Genomic DNA, 23,183 nt, shown 5'->3' on the forward strand with positions numbered 1-23,183 from the left:
AAGGCACATAAAAAAACCGCCCGGTATTGCTACCGGGCGGTTTTTTTTGATTGCTGCAGGACGTGCGATCAGCCGAAGTGGCAGACGTAGTCCAGGGTCTCGGTGACTTCGATGTCGAAGCTGGAGTTGCCCGGCACGTTGAACTGGGTGCCAGCGCCGTAGGTGTTCCAGGCTTCTTCGCCCTTCAGGCGCACGCGGCAGCTGCCGCCGTTGATTTCCATGATTTCCGGGGCGCCGGTGCTGAAGGTCAGCGAGGCCGGCAGGATCACGCCCAGGGTCTTCTTGGTGCCATCGGCGAACAGCACGGTGTGCGAGACGCACTTGCCGTCGAAATAGACATTGCCCTTCTTCAGGACGGTGACGTTGTCGAATTGGTTGCTCATCGAATCGCTTTCACAGGAACTGCGTTGGTTGAATCGGGATTACTTCTCATCACGGCCCAGGAGCGGCAGCGACACGGCAGTGCTGGAGTCCAGCAGGCCGGTGCCCTGGTAGATCGCCAGCTTCTGACGGGTGTCGGCGATGTCCAGGTTGCGCATGGTCAGCTGGCCGATACGGTCGATGGCGGAGAAGCTGCCTTCGCCCTTTTCCATGGTCAGGCGTTCCGGGTGGTAGGTCAGGTTGGGCGACTCGGTGTTGAGGATCGAGTAGTCATTGCCGCGACGCAGTTCCACCGTAACTTCGCCGGTGATGGCACGCGCCACCCAGCGCTGTGCGGTTTCGCGCAGCATGATGGCTTGCGAGTCGAACCAGCGGCCTTGATACAGCAGGCGACCCAGCTTGCGGCCGTTGTCGCGGTACTGTTCGATGGTGTCTTCGTTGTGGATGCCGGTGACCAGGCGCTCGTAGGCGATGAACAGCAGGGCCAGGCCCGGGGCTTCGTAGATGCCGCGGCTCTTGGCTTCGATGATGCGGTTCTCGATCTGGTCGCTCATGCCCAGGCCATGACGGCCGCCGATGCGGTTGGCTTCCAGGATCAGGTCGGTCATGTTCTCGAAGGTCTGGCCATTCAGGGCCACCGGACGGCCTTCTTCGAAGCGCACGGTGACGGTCTCTGCCTTGACTTCGACGTCATCGCGCCAGAACGCCACGCCCATGATGGGTTGCACGATCTTGATGCCGCTGTTCAAGAACTCAAGGTCCTTGGCTTCGTGGGTCGCGCCCAGCATGTTGGAGTCGGTCGAGTAGGCCTTTTCCACCGACATCTTGTAGTCGAAGCCGGACTTGATCATGAACTCGGACATTTCCTTGCGGCCGCCCAGTTCGTTGATGAAGGTGCTGTCCAGCCAGGGCTTGTAGATCTTCAGGTTGGGGTTCACCAGCAGACCGTAGCGGTAGAAGCGCTCGATGTCGTTGCCCTTGAAGGTGCTGCCGTCGCCCCAGATGTCGACGTTGTCGTCGCGCATGGCGGCCACCAGCATGGTGCCGGTCACGGCGCGGCCCAGCGGGGTGGTGTTGAAGTAGGTGATGCCGGCGGTGGAGATGTGGAAGGCACCGCTTTGCAGGGCGGCGATACCTTCGTTGGCCAGCTGTTCGCGGCAGTCCACCAGGCGTGCCAGTTCGGCACCGTATTGCATGGCCTTCTTGGGGATGGCGTCGTAGTCCGGCTCATCCGGCTGGCCCAGGTTGGCGGTATAGGCGTAGGGGACGGCGCCTTTCTGGCGCATCCAGGTCAGCGCGGCGCTGGTATCGAGGCCGCCGGAAAAGGCGATACCGACTTTTTGGTTGACCGGGACGGATTGCAGGATGTTGGACATGATCTTGACGTTGCGATGATGTTGAATTGAGTAGCAGGGCTGGGTGGCAGGTTCGACGTCTTCAGTGGTCGAACTTGCCGTGCACCAGGTATTCGAGCAGGGCCTTCTGGACATGCAGGCGGTTTTCCGCCTCATCCCAGACGACCGACTGCGGGCCGTCGATCACTTCGGCGGCCACTTCCTCGCCGCGGTGGGCCGGCAGGCAGTGCATGAAGAGGGCATCCTTCTTGGCGCGCGACATCTTGGCCTGGTCCACGATCCAGCCATCGAAGGCTTGCACGCGGGCATTGTTCTCGGCCTCGAAGCCCATGCTGGTCCACACGTCGGTGGTGACCAGATCGGCGTCCTGGCAGGCATCGGCCGGGTCGGCGAAGAAGGTGTAGTGCTGGTTGCCCGGCGTGACCTGCGCCGGGTCGATATCGTAGCCCTTGGGGGTGGAGACATTGACATGGAAGCCAAACACCTCGGCCGCCTGCAGCCACGAATAGAGCATGTTGTTGGCGTCACCCACCCAGGCCACGATCTTGCCCTTGATGCTGCCGCGATGCTCGATGAAGGTGAACACGTCGGCCAGTACCTGGCAGGGATGCTGCTCGTTGGTCAGGCCATTGATGACCGGCACGCGCGAATACCTGGCGAAGCGTTCGATGATTTCCTGGCCGTAGGTACGGATCATGATGACGTCGCACATGCGCGACATCACCTGGGCCGCATCCTCCACCGGTTCGCCGCGGCCGAGCTGGCTGTCGCGGGTATTGAGGTAGATCGCAGCACCGCCCATCTGGTGCATGCCGGCCTCGAAGGACAGGCGGGTGCGGGTGGAATTCTTTTCGAACACCATGACCAGCGTACGATCTGCCAGCGTGTGGTGGGGCTCGTAATTCTTGAACTTACGTTTGATCACACGGGAACGTTCGATCACGTACTCGTATTCATCAAGCGTAAAGTCGGAAAACTGAAGGTAGTGTTTGATTGCCATAAATAAAAACGGCGGCCAGTGTGGCGCCTGCCGCCGATAGTCATTAACTCCTTAGATTATAAGGGATTCGGCTTAAAAAGATACCCGGGGTAGTTGCTCCTGGGAAACCCCCTTCGATATCGGCGCATTCGGGGCAAAGATGCAGGCAGGCTATACTGCCTCGCCGCCGGCCATCTCGGGCCGGTTCCTCCTCCCTCTACCAGAGTCTGAACCATGCGCTTTGATCTTGTCTTGCGTTGCATGATGCTCGTGCTGACCCTGTCAGTGCTGCCAGTTTCCGCCCAGGAGTCGAACAAGGATTGTCCGCCACCGCTGCAGGTGAGCAGCGAGCAGGTCGAGCAACTCGCCCGGAGTCAACAGCCTGACCGCGGTCCCTTGTGGGAATTGAGCAAGGATGGCCGACGCTCCTATCTCTATGGGACCGTGCACGTGGCCAAGCTGGAATGGGATATTCCCGGGCCGGTGGTGCGCCGGGCACTGATTGCCTCGCGCGTACTGCTGGTCGAACTTGACGTGACCCAGCCCGAGATCGGGCAGCAGATGATCGCCCCCATGCCGGATCAAGCCGTCGAAACGGATTCCGCACACTATCGGGCATTGGCCTGGCGTGTCAGCAAGCAGTTCCACAAAGCCTGCCTGAACGAGGCCGGGTTCGGTGAGGCCAGTCTGTCGAGCAAGCTGAATTCGCTGATCCTGCTCTCGGCGCGGGATGCGGGTTTGTATCCGGACCTGGGCATCGATCTCGCCATCACCGGGTTCGTGAAGCATTTCAAGAAACCCGTTGTGGCGCTGGAGACCGTGGAGGAGCAACGGGTCTTGATTTCCCGCTCCACCTTGAATGAGCTGGAACAGAACATGAAGGAGCTGGAAAGCGGGGAGGCCAAGAAGAATCTCGAACGATTTACCGCCCTCTGGTCAGCGGGCAGCGTCGCCGAGATGGAGCGTTTCTGTGCCGCGAAGGATTGCTTTGGCGACGCGTCGGCTGCCCTCGAACGCAACACGTGGCTGGCGCAGCGCATCGCTGAACGGATGCAGTCCGATGACGGCGTCTTTGCCGCCATCGGCTTCCTGCACCTGGTCGGACCGGGTAACGTCCTGCAGCAACTGCGCGCCAAAGGATTCAAGGTACGGCAATTGACCGCACTGTCTCGCCGTTGACCCGGCGCGGCTCTTCAGTACAAGGTCTGTGAAGACTCATGCACCAGCTGCCCATACAGCTGGTGCCGCATGGCCGCGATCTCGCCGGCCTGCACCGCTTCCAGCACGGCACAACCCGGTTCATTGAGGTGATGGCAGTTGTAGAAACGGCACTTGCCCAGGTAGGGTGTGAAGTCGCGGAAAGCGCGCTCCAGCATGCCTTCGGAGAGCTGGTAGAGACCGAACTCCTGGAAGCCGGGCGAGTCGATGATGCTGGCGTCCTGCTCCATCTGGTAGAGCCGGGTGAAGGTCGTGGTGTGCTTGCCGGTATCGAGCGCGGCCGAGATCTCGCGGGTGGCGATGTCGGCATCCGGCACGATCAGGTTGATGATGGACGACTTGCCCATGCCCGACTGGCCGATCAGGATCGTGCTCTTGCCGGCCAATAGCGGCATGAAGGCCGCACGCGTCTCGTCGGGCTGTGCCTTGGCCGAGACTTCATGCACCGGATAGCCCAGCTTGGCATAGACCTGCAGCCGCTCGCGTGTCCTGGGCAGGGCCTCGGTGATGTCGGTCTTGTTCAGGATCAGGTGGGCCGCGACACCGGCCGATTCGGCCGCCACCAGCGAGCGCGAAACCAGGTCATCGGTAAAGCTGGGTTCGGTTGCCACCACGATGAACAGTTGATCCACATTGGCCGCCAGCAGCTTGGACTTGTACTGGTCGGAGCGGTAGAGCAGGGTCTTGCGCTCGTCGATGGCTTCGATCACGCCCTGGTTGGCCGAGGTACGGGCCAGGCGGATGTGGTCGCCCACGGACACGTCGCTCTTCTTGCCACGGGTGACGCAATGCAGTTTCTCGTCGCCTGCCTGGACCAGATAATGCCGCCCGTGGGCGGCGATGACCAGACCCGGTTCCAGCGCGGCCGTGTTGGCCGGTGCTCCTGCGCCGCGCGCGGCGGCATGCTTGCGGCCAGCCATCAGGCAGCGGCGCGCTGGGCGAAGAGGGCGTCGACCTTGGCGGCGCAGATGAAGTCGTTGGCCGAGAGACCGCCCCGACCATCGTTGACGCTGTGGGTATCGAAGCGCACGCTGCAGCGGTTGTAGCTCACGCCCAGGTCGGGATGGTGGTCTTCGGCGTGGATCACCCAGGCGATGGCGTTGACGAAGGCGATGGTCTCGTAATAGTTGCCGAAGGCGAAGGTGCGGGCCAGCTTGCCGCCGTCGATCTTCCAGTCGGGCAGGGCGGCCAGGTGGGCCTGGATGCCGGCGTCGTCCAGTGCGCCGATGGGCTGGATGCTGCGCGAGGCGGCGAGGGTGTGTGCGGTGATGCTCATGGAATTCTCCTGAAGGCCGGCGGCGTCACATGCCGCCGGCGCGAATGGGTGGATGTCAGTGGCCGGTGGCAGGTGTGCCGTGCGCGGCGTGCAGGTGCTGGATGCGCAGCGAGGCCGGCGGGTGCGAATCGTAGAAGGCCGAGTGCAGCGGATCGGGGGTGAGCGTGGAGGCGTTGTCTTCGTACAGCTTGACCAGCGCCGACACCAGGTCCTGGGCATTGGTGTGCTGGGCGGCGAAGGCATCGGCTTCGAACTCGTGCTTGCGCGAGGAGAGCGAGGACAGCGGCGAGAGCAGGAAGGTGAAGATCGGCAGCACCAGCATGAACAGGATCAGCGCCATCGCATCATTGCTGCCCAGGAGCAGGGGATTGACGCCCAGGCCGGTATAGAACCACACTTGGCCCTTCAGGTAGCCCAGCAGCGCCAGGAAGGCCAGCGACAGGGCGAACATCACCACCACGCGCTTGACGATGTGCTTGAGCTTGAAGTGACCCAGTTCGTGGGCCAGCACGGCCTCCATCTCATGCGGCGCCAGACGGGCTAGCAGGGTATCGAAGAAGACGATGCGCTTGTTCGGGCCGAAGCCGGAGAAATAGGCGTTGCCATGCGCGCTGCGTTTGGAGCCATCCATCACGAACAAGCCCTTTGAGGCGAAATCGACTCGCTTGAGCAGACCCTCGATACGGCTGCGCAGGCTGTCATCTTCCAACGGCGTGAACTTGTTGTAGAGGGGGGCGATGAAGATGGGGTAGATGACCAGCATCAGCAACTGGTATGCACACAGGAACAGCCAAGTATAGAGCCACCAGAAGCGACCGGCCTGTTCCATGAGCGCCAGCACCACCCATAGCAGCGGCAATCCCAGCACGATGCCCACCAGGGTGTTCTTGAGCAGGTCGACGAGGAACAGGCCGTGCGTCATCTTGTTGAAGCCAAAACCCGCTTCCAGCCTGAACTGGCGATAGTAGTCAAAAGGCAGATCCACCAGCCCTGAGATGATGCCAAAACCGGCCACCAGGGAAATCTGGTAGACCATGCCGGGTCCGCCGGTCCAGCCCAGCAGCAGGCCGGAGAGCCATTGCAATCCACCCAGCAGGGTGAAGCCGATCAGTACGGCGGTATTGACCAGCAGCGTCACCAGGCCGAACTTGGTGCGGGCGACTGTGTAGTCGGCGGCTTTCTGGTGGGCGTACAAGGAGATTTTCTCGGCAAACTCGGCCGGGACCGCGGCGCGATGCGCGATCACATGGCGGATGTGGCGCGAGGCCAGCCAGTAGCGGACCACCAGGCTGATGGCGAGGAAGACGACGAACAAAACCGAAAACGAAAGTGAAGACATGCTGTCCCTGTGCGAAAATGGCGAAAGTTCGATGCCGGCCCGCCGCGACCTCCCGGGGGAGCGCCGCCGCAAGCCGCCCCCGGCGGCCAGGCCAGCAGCAGGACAAGAACCATGCCGCCAGCGCACGCTGGGCGAGCGAACCATGCAGTAGATGGGTGCGAGACCCATTACGTCAATAAGGAAGAATTATGTCACAAGCCCCCGCCGCGCCCGCGCGTCCCAATGAAATGAACCTGGTCTGGGTCGACATGGAGATGACCGGCCTGGATCCGGATTCGGACCGCATCATCGAAGTCGCCGTGGTGGTCACCGACGCCGAGCTCAACGTGCTGGGCGAAGGCCCGGTGCTGGCCATCCACCAGTCCGACGAACTGCTGGACGGCATGGATGCCTGGAACAAGGGCACCCACGGCCGTTCCGGCCTGATCGACCGCGTCAAGGCCTCCACCGTCACCGAGGCCGATGCCGAACAGCAGATCATTGCCTTCCTGAAGCAGTACGTGCCGGCCGGCAAGTCGCCCATGTGCGGCAATTCCATCTGCCAGGACCGCCGCTTCATGGTGCGCGGCATGCCCAAGCTGGAAGAATTCTTCCACTATCGTAACCTGGATGTATCGACCCTGAAGGAGGTGTGCAAGCGCTGGAAGCCGGAGATCGCCACCGGTTTCAAGAAGCGCCAGATGCACACCGCCCTGGCCGACATCCTGGAGTCCATCGAGGAACTGAAGTACTACCGCGAGCACTTCATCAAGGAGTAATCATCTCCTTGCCGAAAAGAAAAGGCGCACCGTTGTCCGGTGCGCCTTTTTTATTTCCTCGAGGAAATGGTGGCGAAATCACTCGTCCGAGTCCGCTCCGCAGCATTTCTTGTACTTCTTGCCACTGCCGCAGGGACAGGGATCGTTGCGGCCGGTCTTGGGCGCCTCGCGCTGCACCTGTTCCACCGCCGACTTGCGCTTGGGCGCCCAGTAGCGATGGATATGCGGGATCGCCGATTCGATCTCGATGGCCAGCTTGTGGGTCTTGATGGGATCGTCGATGAGCTTGGTTTCTTCCTCTTCCAGCTCTTCGGCGCCGAGCAGGTAGATCGGACGCAGCAGCGGGCCGATGTTGGAATGGAAGATCTCGTCCCACTGCGCCGCGCGCAGCTGGATGCCTTCCCAGAAGCCCCAGGCCCAGGCTTCGGCGTCCAGCAGCGGCTTGCCTTCGTGCTCGCGCTCGCAGAACAGCGGTTCATATTCCTTGGGCGCCACTTCGAAGGTGATGGCGATCTCGTTCATGCTGCGCGCGATCAGGCTGGTGATGCGTTCGGCTTCCTTGCCGTTCTTGAACTTGGGCGTGTCTTCCGGGCGGCTGCCCCAGACGCGCGGCAGCCATTCGGCCATCAGGATTTCCTGCGGACCGATGGCCAGCGCCGTCAGGTAGCCATGCAGGGTATCCATGGTCATCACGTCGTCGGCGCAGCGGTCGGAGAGGAGGAAATCGTCGAGTTCGTCGAACTCGGCGTCGGAAAGGGGCTGGTCGAGATGCATGATGGGTCCAATTGCAGATGCTAAAGGCAGGAGTTTAAAGGCATTCAGCCAGGGGCGCGAGTATTGTTGGCCGGACAGGGTGGATTGTCCTGCGGTGTTGGCGCCGGCAACAGTACAATAGATGGATGAATCAAGATGCCTCTTCCTCAGCCCTGCCACCGTCCGACGCCACCTCCTTCGCCACGCTCTCGCCCGATACCGTGCTGGACGCCCTGGATGGGCTCGGCCTCTATGGCGATGGCCGCCTGCTGGCCCTGAACAGCTACGAAAACCGGGTCTATCAGGTCGGCATGGAAGAGGGGCCGCCGGTGGTGGTCAAGTTCTACCGGCCCCTGCGCTGGAGTGATGAGCAGATCCTCGAAGAACATGCTTTTTCGCAGGAGTTGGCTGACGATGAAGTTCCAGTCGTGCCCGCCATGCGCTTGGCCAATGGCGCGACCCTGCATCGCCATGCGGGTTTCCGCTTTGCCGTCTTCCAGCGCCACGGTGGCCGGGCGCCCGAACTGGACGATGCCGACACCCTGGAACGCATGGGCCGCTTCATCGGCCGCATCCATGCCGTGGGTGCGCGCAGCGCCTTCGTGGCGCGGCCGGCGCTGGATATCGCCAGCTTCGGCGAGGAGCCGCGCGACTGGCTGCTGGCGCATGATTTCATTCCCATGGATGTCGCCAGCGCCTGGCGCACGACCGTGGAACAGGCGCTGGAGGGTGTACGACGCTGCTATGACCGCGCCGGTGACATCGCCCGCTTGCGCCTGCATGGCGATTGCCATGTCGGCAACGTGTTGTGGACCGATGCAGGCCCGCACTTCGTCGATTTCGACGACAGCCGCAGCGGTCCTGCCGTGCAGGACCTGTGGATGCTGCTCTCCGGCGAGCGCAGCGACATGGTGCGCCAGCTGGCCGATCTGCTGGCCGGCTATGAAAGCTTCTGCGAATTCGAGCCACGCGAGCTGTACCTGATCGAAGCGCTACGCACCCTGCGACTGATCCATTATTCCGCCTGGCTGGCGCGACGCTGGGACGACCCGGCGTTTCCGGTGGCCTTCCCCTGGTTCAATACCCAACGCTACTGGCAGGACCGCATCCTGGAATTGCGCGAGCAGATCGCGCTGATGGATGAAGCGCCGCTGTGGCCGGTGTGAACCACCAGAGAACCAAGACAAAGCAAAGACATTCCATGAATCAATCCCTCATCCGCTGTGGCTGGGTCAACCTGAACAATCCGCTCTACGTGCAGTATCACGACCACGAATGGGGCGTGCCTTGCCACGACGAGACGCGGCTTTTCGAAATGCTCAACCTGGAAGGTGCCCAGGCCGGCTTGTCCTGGGAGACCGTACTCAACAAGCGGGAAAGCTATCGCGCCGCCTTCGACCAGTGGGATGCCGAGAAGATCGCCCTCTATGACGAGCGCAAGGTAGCGCAACTGATGGCCGATCCCGGCATCATCCGCAATCGCCTGAAGGTGGCCGCCACCATCGGCAACGCCCGCGCCTACCTGAAGCTGCGCGAAGAGCTGGGCGGGCTGGACGCCTATCTGTGGGGCCATGTCGATGGCCAGCCGGTGCGCAACCGCTGGCAGTCGCTGGCCGATTGCCCGGCCAAGACGCCGTTGTCGGATGCCATTTCCAAGGATCTGGCGCGGCGCGGCTTCAAGTTCGTCGGTTCCACCATCATCTATGCCTACCTGCAGGGCATCGGGATGATCAATGACCATGTGCAGGATTGTCACTGTCATGGCCGTTGAGCTAGTAATAACGGGCAGGGTGGCGACCGGTGGCAGTTGCGCGGTTTGGTTTACACTCGCAGCCTGACAGATTCACGAGGCCGGCTGGCGGCATGCCAGGCCGGTGAAGTTGGGGAGTAGCATGATTTTCGTCAAATGGTTTGGCTGGTCGGTCCTCTGGCTGCTGCCGCTGCTGCTGCGCACGGTAGTGCGCGCGCTCGGCCGCAAGTCGCTCATGGGCGGCCGTGGTGCCATCCGTCTGTGGTGCGGCAGCTTGCTGCTGCTGTGCGCCAGCAGTGCCATCGAGGCCCTGGTGCGGGTGCAATTGAGCACGGGGGAAGACAGCCAGCACGGCGATCTGGTCGGCACGGCGTTGATGGAAGCCCTGGGCGGCAAGCTCAGCCGTGGCCTGGCGGCGGTGCTGATGCTGGGTTTGCTGGCGCTGGGCCTGAAATGGTTGCTGGGCGCCATATTGAACCCCGGCAAGGACGTCGAGCGCGACGACCATCCCGAACTCGACCTGGGACCACCCCGGCGCGGCAGCATCGAGAGCGAGCGCGTGCGCATGAGTAGCCAGCGCAGCAGCTTCCCGAGCAGCCCTGAGCGCCGCATGCCGGTGGCACGCACACCAGCCGCATCGGGGCCGCGCCAGGCCTCGTCGCCCTTCGCACCGCGTCCGCGACCCAGTCGCCTGACGCCACCGCCGCGTCCAGCCGCCGAGAGTGCCCCCCGGGAAGACTGGCAGGTGCCGCTGTCCGCGATCACCGGCGGCAGTGGCCAGCGTGCGGCCCAGGCAGCCCAGGGCGGTGCCGCCGGACAGCCGGCCCCCGTCGGCAAGTGGCCCCTGCTCAAGCAGCCGGCACCGGCGCCCAAGGCCAGGCCGGAATCCGAATGGGCGGCCTTCGAAACCTTGCGTCCCACCGAGGCGATGCGGGCGCGCGCGGCAGCCAGCACGGCCATCTCGGCCGCCAGTGCGGCCGCCAATGCCAGCCTGTCGCGGGCGGCCAATCCGATGCCGCCGATCCGGCCGATCCCGCCATCGATCGCTCGTCCGGCGATCGCTCCCGTTCCCTCCCCGACATCCGCTGCCGCGTCGCCACCGATGGCGACCCGCAGCATCCGCATCAGCAGCGTCGGCCGTGCCGCGCCCCAGGGGCAGCCTGCGGGTGCGCCCGGCGAACATGCCGATGCCATCCCGACCCGTCTGATGCGCTCCCTGCAGGAGTCCGGTGAGCAGGCTGGCGGCACCACGCCAGCGCAGCATGCGCCCGTGGCACCTGTAGCATCTGTGGCACCCGTGGCGCCCGTGGTATCGATGACGCCGCCGCCCGTGCCTGCAGCCGATCCCCTGGCAGCCGCCAAGTTGCCGGACCTGCTGGCTCAACAGGAGCTGCAAGAGCAGCAAGAGCAGCAGGAGCCGCTCACACCGTTTGCCCCGCTGACGCCACCGACACCCGAAGCGGCGGAGCTGCCGCAGTTCCAGGCCCCCTGGTTCGACATGCTGCCCGATCCCGAACCGCAAGCCGTGCAGGAGGCCCCCGCCACCTCGACCTTCACGGTCTACCAGCCCGAACCGGCCCCGATATCGATGGCCTATCCGGACTACGCGGACTACGTCGACCCCCCCTACGTGGACATCCCCTTGCCGTCGCTGGAGCTGCTCGATGAAGTACCCGAGTCGCGCATCGAGATCGATCCCGAGCAGTTGCAGGAAACCGGTCGCCTGATCGAACAGCGCCTCAAGGAATTCAAGGTGCCCGTCACCGTGCTGGGCGCCGAAGCGGGACCGGTGATCACCCGTTTCGAAGTGGAGCCGGCGCAGGGCGTGCGCGGCGCCCAGGTGGTCAACCTGATGAAGGACCTCTCGCGGGCGCTGGGCCTGACCTCCATCCGCGTGGTCGAGACTATCCCCGGCAAGACCTGCATGGGCCTGGAACTGCCCAATGCGCGCCGCCAGATGATCAAGCTCTCCGAGATCATCCATTCGCAGGCCTATCGCAAGTCGGCGTCCCATCTCACGATCGCCATGGGCAAGGACATCACCGGCACGCCCGTGGTGACCGACCTGGCCCGCGCGCCGCACATGCTGGTGGCCGGTACCACTGGCTCGGGCAAGTCGGTGGCCATCAATGCCATGATCCTGTCGCTGCTGTACAAGGCCACGCCCGACGAAGTGCGCCTGATCATGATCGATCCCAAGATGCTGGAGCTGTCCATCTACGAGGGCATCCCGCACCTGCTGGCGCCTGTGGTGACCGACATGCGCGAAGCCGCGCACGCCCTGAACTGGGCGGTGGACGAGATGGAGCGGCGCTACAAGAAGATGTCCAAGCTGGGCGTGCGCAACCTGGCGGGCTACAACCAGAAGCTCGATGAAGCCGCCGCCCGTGGCGAGAAGATTCCCAACCCCTTCAGTCTCACGCCGGACGCCCCCGAGCCGCTGGAAAAGCTGCCGACCATCGTCATCGTCATCGACGAGCTGGCCGATCTGATGATGGTGGTCGGCAAGAAGGTCGAGGAGCTGATCGCGCGCCTGGCGCAGAAGGCGCGGGCTGCCGGCATCCACCTGATCCTGGCCACGCAGCGCCCCTCGGTGGATGTGATTACCGGCCTGATCAAGGCCAATATCCCGACCCGGGTGGCCTTCCAGGTGTCCTCCAAGATCGATTCGCGAACGGTGCTGGACCAGATGGGCGCCGAATCGCTGCTGGGCCATGGCGACATGCTGTTCCTGCCGCCGGGTTCGGGCTATCCGCAGCGCGTGCATGGCGCCTTCGTCTCCGACGAGGAAGTGCATCGCGTGGTGGAATACCTGAAGTCCTTTGGCGAACCGCGCTACATCGAGGAAATCCTGGCCCCGCCGATTTCCGAGGACACGGCCCAGGCTGACATGTTTACCAACGGCGAGGGCGGCGATCCGGAAGCCGATCCGCTCTACGACGAAGCCGTGGCCTTCGTGCTCAAGACGCGGCGGGCGTCGATCTCGTCGGTGCAGCGGCAACTGCGCATCGGCTACAACCGGGCCGCGCGCCTGGTGGAACAGATGGAGACGGCCGGCGTGCTCTCGGCCATGTCGCGCAATGGCAGCCGCGATATCCTGGTGCCGCCTTCGGGTGGCGAGGAATAGGGCGTACAGCGCATCTCCAAAGCAAAACGGCGAACCTGCAAGGGTTCGCCGTTTTGCTTTGACCGCCCCAGAGGGCGATCAGTGCAGCTCATGCATTCATGCACTCATGCATGCCATCAGACATCCAGCTGGGTCACCAGCTTGGTGTTGATGTAGGCCTCGATGGCCTCGGTGCCGCCTTCGGAACCGTAGCCGCTGTCCTTGATGCCGCCGAAGGGCAGTTCCGGCAGTGCCAGGCCCAGGTGGTTGATGGTCAGCATGCCGCTCTCCACGCGGTCGGCCAGCGCATGCTTGGTCTGCGCCGACTTGGCGAAGGCATATGCGGCCAGGCCGAAGGGCAGGCGGTTGGCTTCGGCGATCACTTCATCGAGGGTCTCGAAGGAATTGATCAGCGCCAGCGGACCGAAGGGCTCTTCGTTCATCACGCGAGCGTTCAGCGGCACATTGGTCAGCACGGTGGGCTGGAAGAAGTAACCCTTGTCGCCGATGCGCTTGCCACCAGTGCGCAGTTGCGCGCCGTTGGCGACGGCATCATCGATCAGCGCTTCCAGTGCCGGGATGCGACGCTTGTTGGCCACCGGGCCCATGCTCACGCCAGCCTCTAGGCCATTGCCCACCTTCAGCTGTTCGGCATAGGTGACGAACTTGTCGACGAAGGCATTGAAGACACCCTTCTGCACCAGGAAGCGGGTCGGCGAGACACACACCTGGCCGGCATTGCGGAATTTCGAGGTGGCCAGGGTCTTGGCCGCCACATCGATATCGGCATCGTCGAACACCATGGCCGGCGCGTGGCCGCCCAGTTCCATGGTGGCGCGCTTCATGTGCAGGCCGGCCAGTGCGGCCAGCTGCTTGCCCACCGGCGTGGAGCCGGTGAAGGAGATCTTCTTGATCACCGGATGCGGGATCAGGTATTCGGAGACCTCGGCCGGTACGCCATAGACCAGGTTGATGACACCGGCCGGCACGCCGGCATCGGCGTAGGCGCGGATCAGTTCAGCCGGCGAGGCCGGGGTTTCTTCCGGGGCCTTGACGATGATGGAACAGCCCGCTGCCAGCGCCGCCGAGAGCTTGCGCACCACCTGGTTGATGGGGAAGTTCCAGGGCGTGAAAGCCGCCACCGGGCCGACCGGCTCCTTGATCACCATCTGGTAGGCGCCCGGGGTGCGGGCCGGCACCAGACGGCCATAGGTACGGCGGGCCTCTTCGGCAAACCAGTCGATGATATCGGCCGAGGCCAGGGTTTCCATCTTCGCTTCGGCCACCGGCTTGCCCTGCTCCTGGGTCATCAGGGGAGCGATCTCGTCGGCGCGCTGACGCAGCAGGTCGGCGGCGCGGCGCATGATCTTGGAGCGCTCGAAGGCCGACATCTTGCGCCAGGTCTCGAAGCCTTTCTTGGCCGCGTCCAGTGCGCGATCCAGGTCTTCACGACCGGCATGGGCGATCTTGCCGATGACTTCTTCGGTGGCCGGGTTGATCACATCGATGGTGCGGCCGGAGGCGCTGGCGGTCCATTCGCCGTTGATGAAAAGCTGTACGTCCTTATACATGTGCGAACCTCGTTGATCAGGTTGGGGGAGACGCCGCCAGGCGCACGGAGCGCGGCGGCAAGGGGAATAGGCAGACAGACCGGAAAGAACAGGCCTGGTTCAGGCGCCAGCCTGTGGCTGGCCAAGATTTCCTTTATACCATGCGGACGATTTTCGCGTTGGCGCTGCCCCATCCGCGGGGCTGGACGGCCAGCCCGCAAGCAGGAACAATCATTGTCGGCAGCGGGTCACACCGCCATAACAATGCACCAGGAGAAGGCCCCCATGAGCAATCCATTGCGCCCATCCGACGACCTCGACACCCCCTCAACCAGCGATGCGCTGCCCGCCGGTGGCATCGTCGCCGGCGCCCTGGTCAGTGCCGGCCTGGGCATCTGGCTGGGCCGCAAGCGGCGCCAGCGACGGCTGGCCGGGGTGACGGCAACACCTGCTGCGATACCGGGTGAAAAGGCCGTGGTGCCTACCTCTGCTGTCAATTCGGCCACCTCGGGTCTGGAGCGCGCCCTGCGCCTGGTAACGCTGGTCCTGCCGCTGGTGGCGGCGTGGCGGCGGGGTTCGGCGCGCGCCAAGGTCGCTGCCCGGAGCGCGCCGCCACCGGCAGCGGATGCACCGGCGCGCATCGATATCGTCAAGGCCAGGCTGGAGCCGGCGCCGTCCGACTATCTCGACCCCGCCGCCGAGGTCAAGATGATCCAGGGTGGCTCGCGCGCGCAGCAGGCCTGGCAGCTGACGGTGGCGGCCATCAATGCCTGGCTCAACGACTTCGCCCCCAGCATGGGCGCGGCCATTGCCTACTACACGATCTTTTCGATTGCCCCGATGCTGGTGATTGCCATCGCCGTGGCCGGCATGCTGTTCGGCCACGATGCCGCGCAGGGAGAGATCGTCAACCAGATCCGCGACATCGTTGGTACCGAAGGTGCCTTCGCCATCCAGGGCTTGCTGAAGTCCGTCAGCCAGCCGCGCGAGGGCATGATTGCGGCGGGTATTTCGGTGGTGACGCTGGTCATCGGCGCCACGGCCGTGTTTTCCGAATTGCAGAGCGCGCTGGACCGCATCTGGCGCATTCCCGCGGTCACGCGCAAGAGCGGCGTGTGGCAACTGGCGCGCACCCGCTTGCTGTCCTTCGGCCTGATCATCGGCCTGGGATTCCTGCTGATCATCTCGCTGGTGGTCAGTGCCGCGCTGGCGGCGTTGGGACGCTGGTGGGGTGGCTGGTTCGAGGGCTGGCGGCTGGTGTTGCAGGTGCTGAACTTCGTGTTGTCCTTCGTGGTGTTCTCCACGCTCTTCTCGATGATCTACAAGTTCATGCCGCGCGTGACGCTTTCCTGGCGCGACGTCTGGATCGGCGCGGTCGCCACCACGGTGCTCTTCATCATCGGCAAATACCTGGTCGGCTTGTATCTCGGCAGTACCGGCATGACGTCCGGCTTCGGCGCGGCGGGTTCGTTTGCGCTGCTGCTGCTGTGGATCTACTACTCGGCCCAGATCTTCCTGCTGGGGGCGGAATTCACCTGGATCTATGCCAACAATTTCGGTTCGCGTGCGCAGCGGCAAAAGCTGGTCAATACGATGGAAGATCATCACGTGAGTATCGAACAGGCGCAACAGGTTGTGCGTGCCAGCGAGAACGTCCGTTGAGATGGGCTCTCGGGAGCGATGCAATACTGTCGTGAAGTGCGTTGCAAGAATTGTCGAGAGAGTGCTGCGCGATCGGGTGGCTTGCTTGCGCTGTGTGGCGGCTGCAGGCAGGCTTCTGACGTGACGCGGATAAAATAAGTCCAAGTCTAATAATTAGGCATAATTTTATAGATGGACTTATAATCTAAGCGCATGAATTCGATCAGGTGGCATCCAAGGGCGGTCAAGCAGCTTCTCAAGATCAACCGCCTCGATCAGGTCAGGATCAAGGATGCAGCGGCCAAACTGGCGCAGATGCCGCACTGCCAGCATGTGAAGTCGCTGCTCAATCATCCTTGCCAATACCGTCTGCGGGTTGGTCACTATCGGGTGTTCTTCAACTTTGACGGGAGTATCCGCATCGTCTCCATCGAGGAAGTGAGCAAGCGCGATGAACGCACCTACTAACATCCAGATCATCCACGGACCGGACGGGAAGCCGGCCTTTGTCGTGATCCCCTACGACGATTACCTCAAGGAGCATCCTCAGGACGATGCGCGATATGTTCCGCACGAAGTCGTGGCGCTGATGGTGGATCATGAGTGGACTGCCGTGCGCTGCTGGCGCGAGTATCTGAATCTGACCCAGCAAGAGGTGGCGCAGCGACTGGGTATTTCGCAATCCGCCTATGCGCAGCAGGAGAGCAGTCGCCGGCTGCGCCCAGGCACGCTGGAAAGAATCGCCGCCGCCCTGGGGCTGGAGGTGGAGCAGTTGGATCTTTGAGCCTGCCTCGCCAGATCCATCATGCTGTTTCGCATGCATGAAAAAAGCCCCGCCGAAGCGGGGCCAAGAGGGAACTGAGGAAACCTCAGTCGGTGCAACAACGCAAAACACCTGTTGCAGCGGGCGTCATGCCGCACACGCGATGTGCATGGCGCCCGGCGGCGAATCAATACTTCCACATGATCTTCTGCAGTTCCTTGGGATCATTGGTCTTGGTCAGTGCCAGCTCGGCCAGGATGCGGGCCTTCTGGGCGTTCTGGTCGTCGGTGACGACCCAGTCGTACTTGTCGTCAGGCTGCTCGCCATTGCGGATCACCACACCGCTGCCGGTGCGGGTCGCGCGGATGACTTGCACGCCCTTGCTGCGCACTTCCTGCAGCACCGGCACGATCTGCTCGGCTACGCTGCCGTTGCCGGTGCCGTCATGGATGATGGCCTTGGCGCCGGCTGCCACGAAGGCGTCATAGGCGGCGCGGCTGACGTTGCCATAGTTGTAGGCGATGTCCACGCGCGGCAGGCTGTTGATCTGGTCGATGTCGAACTCGGTCTGGGTGGTGTGCGGACGGGCTGGCAGACGATAGAACATCAGCTTGTTTTCCACCACGTAGCCCAGCGGGCCGTAGGGCGAACGGAAGGTCTCGACCTTGAAGGAATTGCTCTTGGTGACGTCGCGGCCCGAGTGGATCTCGTCGTTCATCACCACCAGCGTACCCTTGCCGGCGGCTTCCTTGCTGCCGGCCACCAGCACCGCGTCATACAGGTTCAGCGCGCCATCGGCGCCCAGTGCCGTACCCGGACGCATCGAGCCGACCACCACGACCGGCTTGCTGCTCTTGAGCACCAGGTTCAGGAAGTAGGCAGTCTCTTCGATGGTGTCGGTGCCGTGGGTGATGACCACGCCATCCACGTCATTCTGCTTCAACAGTTCGGAGACGCGCTTGCCCAGTTTCAGCAGGCGTTCGTCGTTGAAGCTCTCGCTGCCGATCTGGAAGATCTGCTCGCCGCGCACGTTGGCGATCTTGGAGATCTCGGGGACGGCGGCGATGATCTTGTCCACCGGCACCACGGCCGATTGATAGGCGGCGGTGTTGACGCTGGATGCGCCGGCGCCCGCGATGGTGCCGCCGGTGCCGATGACGACGACGTTGGGTTTGGTCTCCTGTGCTTGCGCCACAAAGGCGCAGGCCAGGGAAAGGATCATCACGGCGCCGATTTTCTTGAAGTGTGCCTGCTGCATTTTTATTAGTCTCCAGTTTTCTAGGTGGGCCGCAGGGTGGGGCACGCTCGTTGTCCTGATAGGTGCGTCGAGCGGACCCTGCGGAGGGGTTCTCGCTGATGGCATCGAACGTTGGCGATCATACGAAAGCGACGAGGCGCTGTCTCATGCTTTTAAAACATGGACGGATGCAGCGCATGCATGAGCCCGGCCCAGCACCGGTGCGGTGTGCATGGCGGACGCACGAAAAAGAAAAAGCCGCATGTGCGGCCTGGTGACAAGAGCGGGGCGGGACGATCGTCTAGAAGAATTCCACCGTATCGTTGGTCGTGATGCCCGAGCGCAGCACGCCCGAGTTGACCAGTTCCTGGTAGTAACAGATGCGGTTGCGACCGCTCTTCTTGGCGTGATACAGGGCCTGGTCGGCGTGACCCAGGATCACCACCGGCGTCTCGCGGGCGATGCCCACGAAGCCCAGACTGACGGTGACCTTGCCCACTTGCGGGAAGTCATATTCCTGGACGTTCTGGCGGAAGCGGTCGAAGATCTTGCGCGCATCGGCAAGCGAGGTCGAGCGCAGCAGGATCACGAATTCCTCGCCGCCGAAACGGAAGATGCGGTCATGGCCACGGAAGGAGGCACGCAGGATGTTGGCCACCAGGATCAGCACCTCGTCACCATACAGGTGGCCATAGCGGTCATTGACCTGCTTGAAGTGATCGATGTCCACCACCGCCAGCCAGTGTCCCTTGGCGTCGTCGGAATCCTCCGCCATGTCGTGGCGGCGCTCGTCGCGGTCCATCGAATGCGCTTCGTGCGGAGCGATGGCAAAGGCGTAGCGGGTGAACTGCTCGTCGAAGGTCTTGCGGTTGAACAAGCCCGTCAGCGCATCGCGTTCGCTGTAGTCGAGCAGGCTCTGGTAATTGCAGTAGACGTGGAAGATGCCATTGATCACCTCCATCATCTGCGTATCGAAAGGCTGTTCGCTGCGGATCTCCAGGCAGGAGTTCATCTTGCCATGCAGCCACACCGGCAGCCACAGCACGTGCATGCCATCGGGCGTGGTTTCGAGGTATTCATTGAGATGGTTGCGGATGCAGACCATCATCGACGGATAGCTCGACAGCGGTTCCTTGGGATCGTCTTCGGTATGTTCGGCGATGGTATGGACGGTGCCGTCGCGGATGACCATCTTTTCCTGGACGTAGTGCTCGTCGCGCATCGAGAAGATGTCGAGCATGCGGATGACCTGGACATTGGTCAGCTGGTACAACGCGGAGATGACGGAGATGGCCAGCCGGGAATGCTCCCGATGGGCCGTGATCTCTACCAGATGCTTGAGCAGCGGTTTCTTCATCTCGTCGTCGATGTCCTGCATGAGCCCATTGTTTTAGTTTGGTCGGTACTCGGCTTGTGCTTCACGGCATGTACTTCGCCATTCAAGCAATGTCAGAACCAATGCAAGAATCACGCCATGAATCTTGCAAGGAAGCACAAGGATTCTACACGCTGGCATGCACAAGCATGAAGCAGTTTTTAGCAAATCCCCTGCGATTATGTTGATTGATTTCCGCATGGAAATTTTATGTGAATTTGATTTTTGATTACGTGCGCATTTGCGAGTTTTTTAACTTCTTTCATGCATCGGAGTTATAAGAGATGCCCTGGATGTCGCACCTGCAGAGCATTTGACGCACATTGACCGGCGTGGCTCGTATCGTCTCTATCCTTGTGCCCGGCGTGTGTCCGCACTGTTCCAGGCTGCAAAAAAAATCGCCGGCAACGGCCGGCGATGGAGGGGGTAGGGCGGGTCCGCAGTCACTGTAACGTTGTGTATCGGAACATATCGTTTTATATCGTTTCCGTCGTTGCAGGCTGTCGGTGGCTGCCGGTGGCCACGATCATGCGTAGATGATCAGCAGCGCCACGGCGATGATGAGGCCGAACTTGGTGATCTTGTAGACCGTCCGGTTCCAGTTCTTGAAGCGGCGGCGGTACTGGCCGGCCAGCCAGACGAAGCGGAACAGCTTGTTTACCCGTCCGGTCTGGTCGCCGGTCTCATTGGGGGAGGCGGCGGCGGTCATCATGGTGCGGCCGAGGAAGCCATTGATGGCTTCCGCCCAGCGATAGCGCAGCGGACGCTCGACGTCGCAGAAGAGGATGATACGGTTCGTCTCGGTGCCGTTCTGGGCCCAGTGGATGAAGGTCTCGTCGAATACCACGCTCTGGCCATCGCGCCAGCTGTAGCGCTGGCCGTCGACTTCGATGAAGCAGCGGTCATCGTTGGGGGTGACCAGGCCCAGGTGGTAGCGCAGCGAACCGGCGAAGGGGTCGCGGTGCGGGTTCAGGGTGCCGCCCGGGGCCAGCTCGGCAAACATGGCGGCCTTCACGCTGGGGATGCGCTGCAGGATTTCCACGGTCTTGGGGCAGAACTTTTCGGCCGAGGGGTGGCTGGCGTTGTACCACTTCAGGTAGAAGCGTTTCCAGCCGGCCTTGAAGAAGGAGTTGAAACCGGCATCGTCATTCTTCTCGGCGGCCTTGATCTTGGCCATCTCGCGCAGCGCCACGGCTTCGTCGCGGATGACTTCCCAGTTCTGGTCGATCAGGTCCAGGTCCTTGAACTCTCTGACGGCCGGATAGGGGGTGGCCGGCACGCGCGAGAACGCGTACATGAACAGGTTGATCGGCGACATGATCGACGAATGGTCGAAAAACTGGCGCAGGAAGGGCAGCCGCACGCGTCCACGGAAATGGATGAACAGGATGGAAAACAGGTAGATAAAGACGATAGCCCACTTCATTGCATGGTCCTCTTGATGGTACTGGCCTTTCCAGGTGAAGGAAAAGGCGCGGGCGGATAAAGCCCATATGGGGTCAAAGTCGGGGAGATCAACGGCAAAGGCAGCCGTAAGGCGCGAGATGCATGGTGATGAGCTGATTTCCCCGGGCTGCGTGCACGCCAGGGGGCGTCGTTTACGCAGAGCAAGCGGGGATTCTACACCAAGGGCCTGTCAGCAATTGTAAGCAGGTCGGCGGGCGCCGGAGTGAAGTGCCATTCATCTTCCCGGGCGCTGATGCAAGTCAAGCGCACAAGAAAAAACGGACCGGAAAGTCCGGTCCGTTCAGCATGAGGCCCTCAGGCCGTCATCAGGCTGCCTGGGTGACCACCTTGGCGGCACGGTTCCAGCGTGGCAGGCCGGTGAAGGCGAAGTCGATTTCCGGCACGCGGCCGGCGACGATCTCGGCGATGGCACGACCGGAGCCGCAACCCATGGTCCAGCCCAGGGTGCCGTGGCCGGTGTTGAGGTACAGGTTGGCGAACCTGGTCTTGCCCACGTACGGCACGTTGGACGGGGTCAGCGGACGCAGGCCGGTCCAGTAGGTCGGGTTCTCGTAATCGCAGCCGTCCGGGAACAGCTCGCGGGTGCGGCGGGTGATGGCTTCGCAGCGGGTGGTGTTGAGTTCGCGGGTATAGCCGTTCAGTTCGCAGGTACCCGCCACGCGCAGGCGGTCGCCCAGGCGCGAGACCACCAGCTTGTAGCCGTCATCGGTCAGCGAGACGGACGGCGCGGCATCCGGGTTGGTGACCTTGTAGGTGGCCGAATAGCCCTTGCCTGGGTAGAGCAGCAGGTCGATGCCCAGCGGCTTGACCAGTTGCTGCGAGAAGCTGCCCATGGCGACCACGAAGGTGTCGGCGGTGAGCACTTCATGGCGGCCGTCCGGATTGATGACTTCCACGCCGGTCACGCGGGCCGAGGCGCCGGCGCCTTCGGTGATCAGGCGGGTGATGCTGGTGGAGTAACGGAACTCGACGCCGGCTTCCTCGCTCTTCTTGGCCAGGCCCGTGGTGAGCTTGAAGACGTCGCCCGATTCATCGGTGGCGGTGAAGTCGCCGCCGACGATCTTGCCGCGCATCGATTCCAGTGCCGGCTCGATGCGGATCACCTCGTCGGCGCCGATCGATTCGCGCGGGCAACCCAGGTCGCGCATGAGCTTGGCGGCGGGCAGGGAGTCCTGGAATTCCTTTTCTTCGGTATAGAAGTGCAGGATGCCGCGGGTCAGGTGGTCGTACTGGATGCCGGTCTCGGCGCGCACGGACTGCAGGGTCTGGCGGCTGTATTCGCACAGCGCGACGATGTTGCGGATGTTTTCGTCGGTGCGGGCGGCGGTGCATTCGCGCAGGAAGGCCACGGCCCACTTCCATTGCAGCCACTCGGGGCGGAAGCGATAGAGCAGGGGGGCATCTTCCTTGCCCAGCCACTTGAGCACCTTCATCGGCGCGGCCGGGTTGGCCCAGGGTTCGGCGTGCGATACCGAGATCTGGCAGCCATTGGCGAAGCTGGTTTCCTGCGCGGCGCCGGGCTGGCGCTCGATGACGGTGACGTCGTAGCCCTGCTTCTTCAGGAACCAGGCCGAGGCGGTCCCGATAATGCCTGCGCCCAATACGATCACTTTCATCTCACTCTCCCGGTTTTGCGTGAACTTGCTGCTGGATTCTTGATGGATTCGCTTCGCGTGAACGAATGCGAACGATGCATGCATTGTAAGAAAAGCGGGATTGCCGATGTACTCAATACCGGGCTATATTTTTATAAATAAAAAGGCGATAGTGAATTTTTCTTTCAAAAACAAAAGAAAAGCGGCTTCGTATTTATTTTTTTGAAGATGCGAATCGCGCCATCTCTTCCGCTACTGCCCGCGTGACCGTTTCTGCCAAGGCTTCATGCAGGTTTTCCTTGATGCGCTGCGTCAGGATCGTGGCGAGATTGTCCAGCGCCAGCGCCATCTGGTCCTGCAGGTGTTGTTGCAGCACGGTATCGGCTTGTTCCAGCAGGCTCTGCAGGACGTTTTCGCGGATTTCCTGTTCCCACTGGCGGTATTGCTCGGCCGCTGGCGTGACCGGTACTGCGGACACGGGAGGCTGGTAGCTGGTCGCCGATGGCGGGGTATGGAAGGCGCCCGGGAAAGCGGCGGCGGTGTAGTCGGCGGCCGCCGGCGAGGCCGGTGCGGGGGCTGCCGGGATCACCTCGGTGAGCAGGGGGATGCTGTTGTCGTCGTGGTTCATGAGCGTGCCGGC

Annotated in this window: 21 protein-coding genes and 1 pseudogene; 9 read left to right on the forward strand and 13 right to left on the reverse strand. The window is 62.6% G+C overall.

The window, feature by feature from the left end; genetic code table 11:
• Positions 1-68: 68 nt before the first annotated feature.
• The 3 genes from ACIPHN_RS23765 to argF all read right to left on the reverse strand — a co-directional run bounded on the left by ACIPHN_RS23765 (position 69) and on the right by argF (position 2,736).
• A complete protein-coding gene (locus ACIPHN_RS23765; protein ID WP_400441066.1) occupies positions 69-383 on the reverse strand; it encodes a pyrimidine/purine nucleoside phosphorylase in 315 nt (104 codons plus the stop codon).
• 39 nt (positions 384-422) lie between these two features.
• Complete coding sequence (gene argG, locus ACIPHN_RS23770; RefSeq protein WP_400441069.1) at positions 423-1,757, reverse strand: argininosuccinate synthase; 1,335 nt, start codon at positions 1,755-1,757, stop codon at positions 423-425.
• A gap of 61 nt (positions 1,758-1,818) precedes the next feature.
• Positions 1,819-2,736, reverse strand: a complete 918-nt coding sequence (gene argF / locus ACIPHN_RS23775; protein WP_400441072.1) for an ornithine carbamoyltransferase — start codon at positions 2,734-2,736, stop codon at positions 1,819-1,821.
• A gap of 213 nt (positions 2,737-2,949) precedes the next feature.
• Between argF and ACIPHN_RS23780 the strand changes: the two genes are divergently transcribed.
• Positions 2,950-3,894 (forward strand): TraB/GumN family protein, encoded by a 945-nt coding sequence (locus ACIPHN_RS23780; protein ID WP_400441075.1) that lies wholly within the window; start codon positions 2,950-2,952, stop codon positions 3,892-3,894.
• Positions 3,895-3,908: 14 nt separating this feature from the next.
• Here the strand turns inward: ACIPHN_RS23780 and rsgA are convergent, their stop codons facing one another.
• The 3 genes from rsgA to ACIPHN_RS23795 are packed head-to-tail and all read right to left on the reverse strand — an operon-like array spanning position 3,909 to position 6,548.
• Positions 3,909-4,853, reverse strand: a complete 945-nt coding sequence (rsgA, locus tag ACIPHN_RS23785; protein ID WP_400441078.1) for a ribosome small subunit-dependent GTPase A — start codon at positions 4,851-4,853, stop codon at positions 3,909-3,911.
• The gene (locus ACIPHN_RS23790) at positions 4,853-5,209 is read right to left on the reverse strand and encodes a 4a-hydroxytetrahydrobiopterin dehydratase (protein WP_400441081.1); all 357 of its coding nucleotides are present in this window, start codon (positions 5,207-5,209) and stop codon (positions 4,853-4,855) included. Before ACIPHN_RS23790 ends, rsgA begins: the two co-directional genes overlap by 1 nt.
• Positions 5,210-5,264: 55 nt before the next feature.
• Positions 5,265-6,548, reverse strand: coding sequence for a M48 family metallopeptidase (locus ACIPHN_RS23795; RefSeq protein WP_400441084.1), 1,284 nt, complete (start codon positions 6,546-6,548; stop codon positions 5,265-5,267).
• A gap of 188 nt (positions 6,549-6,736) precedes the next feature.
• On the opposite strand from ACIPHN_RS23795, the gene orn reads away from it, so the two are divergent.
• Complete coding sequence (orn, locus tag ACIPHN_RS23800; protein ID WP_400441087.1) at positions 6,737-7,306, forward strand: oligoribonuclease; 570 nt, start codon at positions 6,737-6,739, stop codon at positions 7,304-7,306.
• Between the two features lie 78 nt (positions 7,307-7,384).
• Here orn and ACIPHN_RS23805 read toward each other — a convergent pair whose 3' ends face one another.
• A complete protein-coding gene (locus ACIPHN_RS23805) occupies positions 7,385-8,080 on the reverse strand; it encodes a UPF0149 family protein (protein WP_400441090.1) in 696 nt (231 codons plus the stop codon).
• 125 nt (positions 8,081-8,205) lie between these two features.
• Here ACIPHN_RS23805 and ACIPHN_RS23810 point away from each other — a divergent pair, with 125 nt between their 5' ends.
• The 3 genes from ACIPHN_RS23810 to ACIPHN_RS23820 all read left to right on the forward strand — a co-directional run bounded on the left by ACIPHN_RS23810 (position 8,206) and on the right by ACIPHN_RS23820 (position 12,936).
• Positions 8,206-9,225 (forward strand): serine/threonine protein kinase, encoded by a 1,020-nt coding sequence (locus ACIPHN_RS23810; RefSeq protein ID WP_400441093.1) that lies wholly within the window; start codon positions 8,206-8,208, stop codon positions 9,223-9,225.
• 35 nt (positions 9,226-9,260) lie between these two features.
• Positions 9,261-9,830 carry a DNA-3-methyladenine glycosylase I gene (locus ACIPHN_RS23815; protein ID WP_400441096.1) on the forward strand — a complete coding sequence of 190 codons (570 nt, stop codon included), beginning with the start codon at positions 9,261-9,263 and terminating at the stop codon, positions 9,828-9,830.
• A gap of 121 nt (positions 9,831-9,951) precedes the next feature.
• Positions 9,952-12,936, forward strand: a complete 2,985-nt coding sequence (locus ACIPHN_RS23820; RefSeq protein ID WP_400441099.1) for a DNA translocase FtsK — start codon at positions 9,952-9,954, stop codon at positions 12,934-12,936.
• 116 nt (positions 12,937-13,052) lie between these two features.
• On the opposite strand, the gene ACIPHN_RS23825 is transcribed toward ACIPHN_RS23820, so the two are convergent.
• Positions 13,053-14,486 (reverse strand): NAD-dependent succinate-semialdehyde dehydrogenase, encoded by a 1,434-nt coding sequence (locus ACIPHN_RS23825; RefSeq protein WP_400441102.1) that lies wholly within the window; start codon positions 14,484-14,486, stop codon positions 13,053-13,055.
• 264 nt (positions 14,487-14,750) lie between these two features.
• On the opposite strand from ACIPHN_RS23825, the gene ACIPHN_RS23830 reads away from it, so the two are divergent.
• The 4 genes and pseudogenes from ACIPHN_RS23830 to ACIPHN_RS23845 all read left to right on the forward strand — a co-directional run bounded on the left by ACIPHN_RS23830 (position 14,751) and on the right by ACIPHN_RS23845 (position 16,890).
• Positions 14,751-16,127: a YihY/virulence factor BrkB family protein gene (locus ACIPHN_RS23830; protein WP_400441105.1), complete on the forward strand. Its 1,377-nt coding sequence runs from the start codon at positions 14,751-14,753 to the stop codon at positions 16,125-16,127.
• 192 nt (positions 16,128-16,319) lie between these two features.
• Entirely contained in the window at positions 16,320-16,574 is a 255-nt protein-coding gene (locus tag ACIPHN_RS23835) for a type II toxin-antitoxin system RelE/ParE family toxin (protein ID WP_400441108.1), read from the forward strand.
• A 66-nt stretch (positions 16,575-16,640) separates the two neighbouring features.
• A pseudogene (locus ACIPHN_RS23840) lies at positions 16,641-16,709 on the forward strand (hypothetical protein); the annotation flags it as partial.
• Complete coding sequence (locus tag ACIPHN_RS23845) at positions 16,696-16,890, forward strand: helix-turn-helix domain-containing protein (RefSeq protein WP_400441141.1); 195 nt, start codon at positions 16,696-16,698, stop codon at positions 16,888-16,890. The pseudogene ACIPHN_RS23840 and the gene ACIPHN_RS23845, both read left to right, overlap by 14 nt.
• Positions 16,891-17,056: 166 nt before the next feature.
• Here the strand turns inward: ACIPHN_RS23845 and ACIPHN_RS23850 are convergent, their stop codons facing one another.
• The 5 genes from ACIPHN_RS23850 to ACIPHN_RS23870 form a co-directional block, all read right to left on the reverse strand.
• Positions 17,057-18,127, reverse strand: a complete 1,071-nt coding sequence (locus ACIPHN_RS23850) for an asparaginase (RefSeq protein WP_400441111.1) — start codon at positions 18,125-18,127, stop codon at positions 17,057-17,059.
• 280 nt (positions 18,128-18,407) lie between these two features.
• A complete protein-coding gene (locus ACIPHN_RS23855; protein ID WP_400441114.1) occupies positions 18,408-19,484 on the reverse strand; it encodes a GGDEF domain-containing protein in 1,077 nt (358 codons plus the stop codon).
• Positions 19,485-20,007: 523 nt separating this feature from the next.
• The gene (gene lpxO / locus ACIPHN_RS23860) at positions 20,008-20,907 is read right to left on the reverse strand and encodes a lipid A hydroxylase LpxO (RefSeq protein WP_400441117.1); all 900 of its coding nucleotides are present in this window, start codon (positions 20,905-20,907) and stop codon (positions 20,008-20,010) included.
• 346 nt (positions 20,908-21,253) lie between these two features.
• Positions 21,254-22,564 carry a D-amino acid dehydrogenase gene (locus tag ACIPHN_RS23865; protein WP_400441120.1) on the reverse strand — a complete coding sequence of 437 codons (1,311 nt, stop codon included), beginning with the start codon at positions 22,562-22,564 and terminating at the stop codon, positions 21,254-21,256.
• A 193-nt stretch (positions 22,565-22,757) separates the two neighbouring features.
• On the reverse strand, positions 22,758-23,171 hold the full coding sequence (locus tag ACIPHN_RS23870) for a hypothetical protein (RefSeq protein WP_400441123.1): 414 nt from the start codon (positions 23,169-23,171) through the stop codon (positions 22,758-22,760).
• Positions 23,172-23,183 lie beyond the last annotated feature (12 nt).

The organism is Herbaspirillum sp. NPDC087042 (assembly GCF_044745245.1).
Classification (GTDB): Bacteria; Pseudomonadota; Gammaproteobacteria; order Burkholderiales; family Burkholderiaceae_D; genus Herbaspirillum.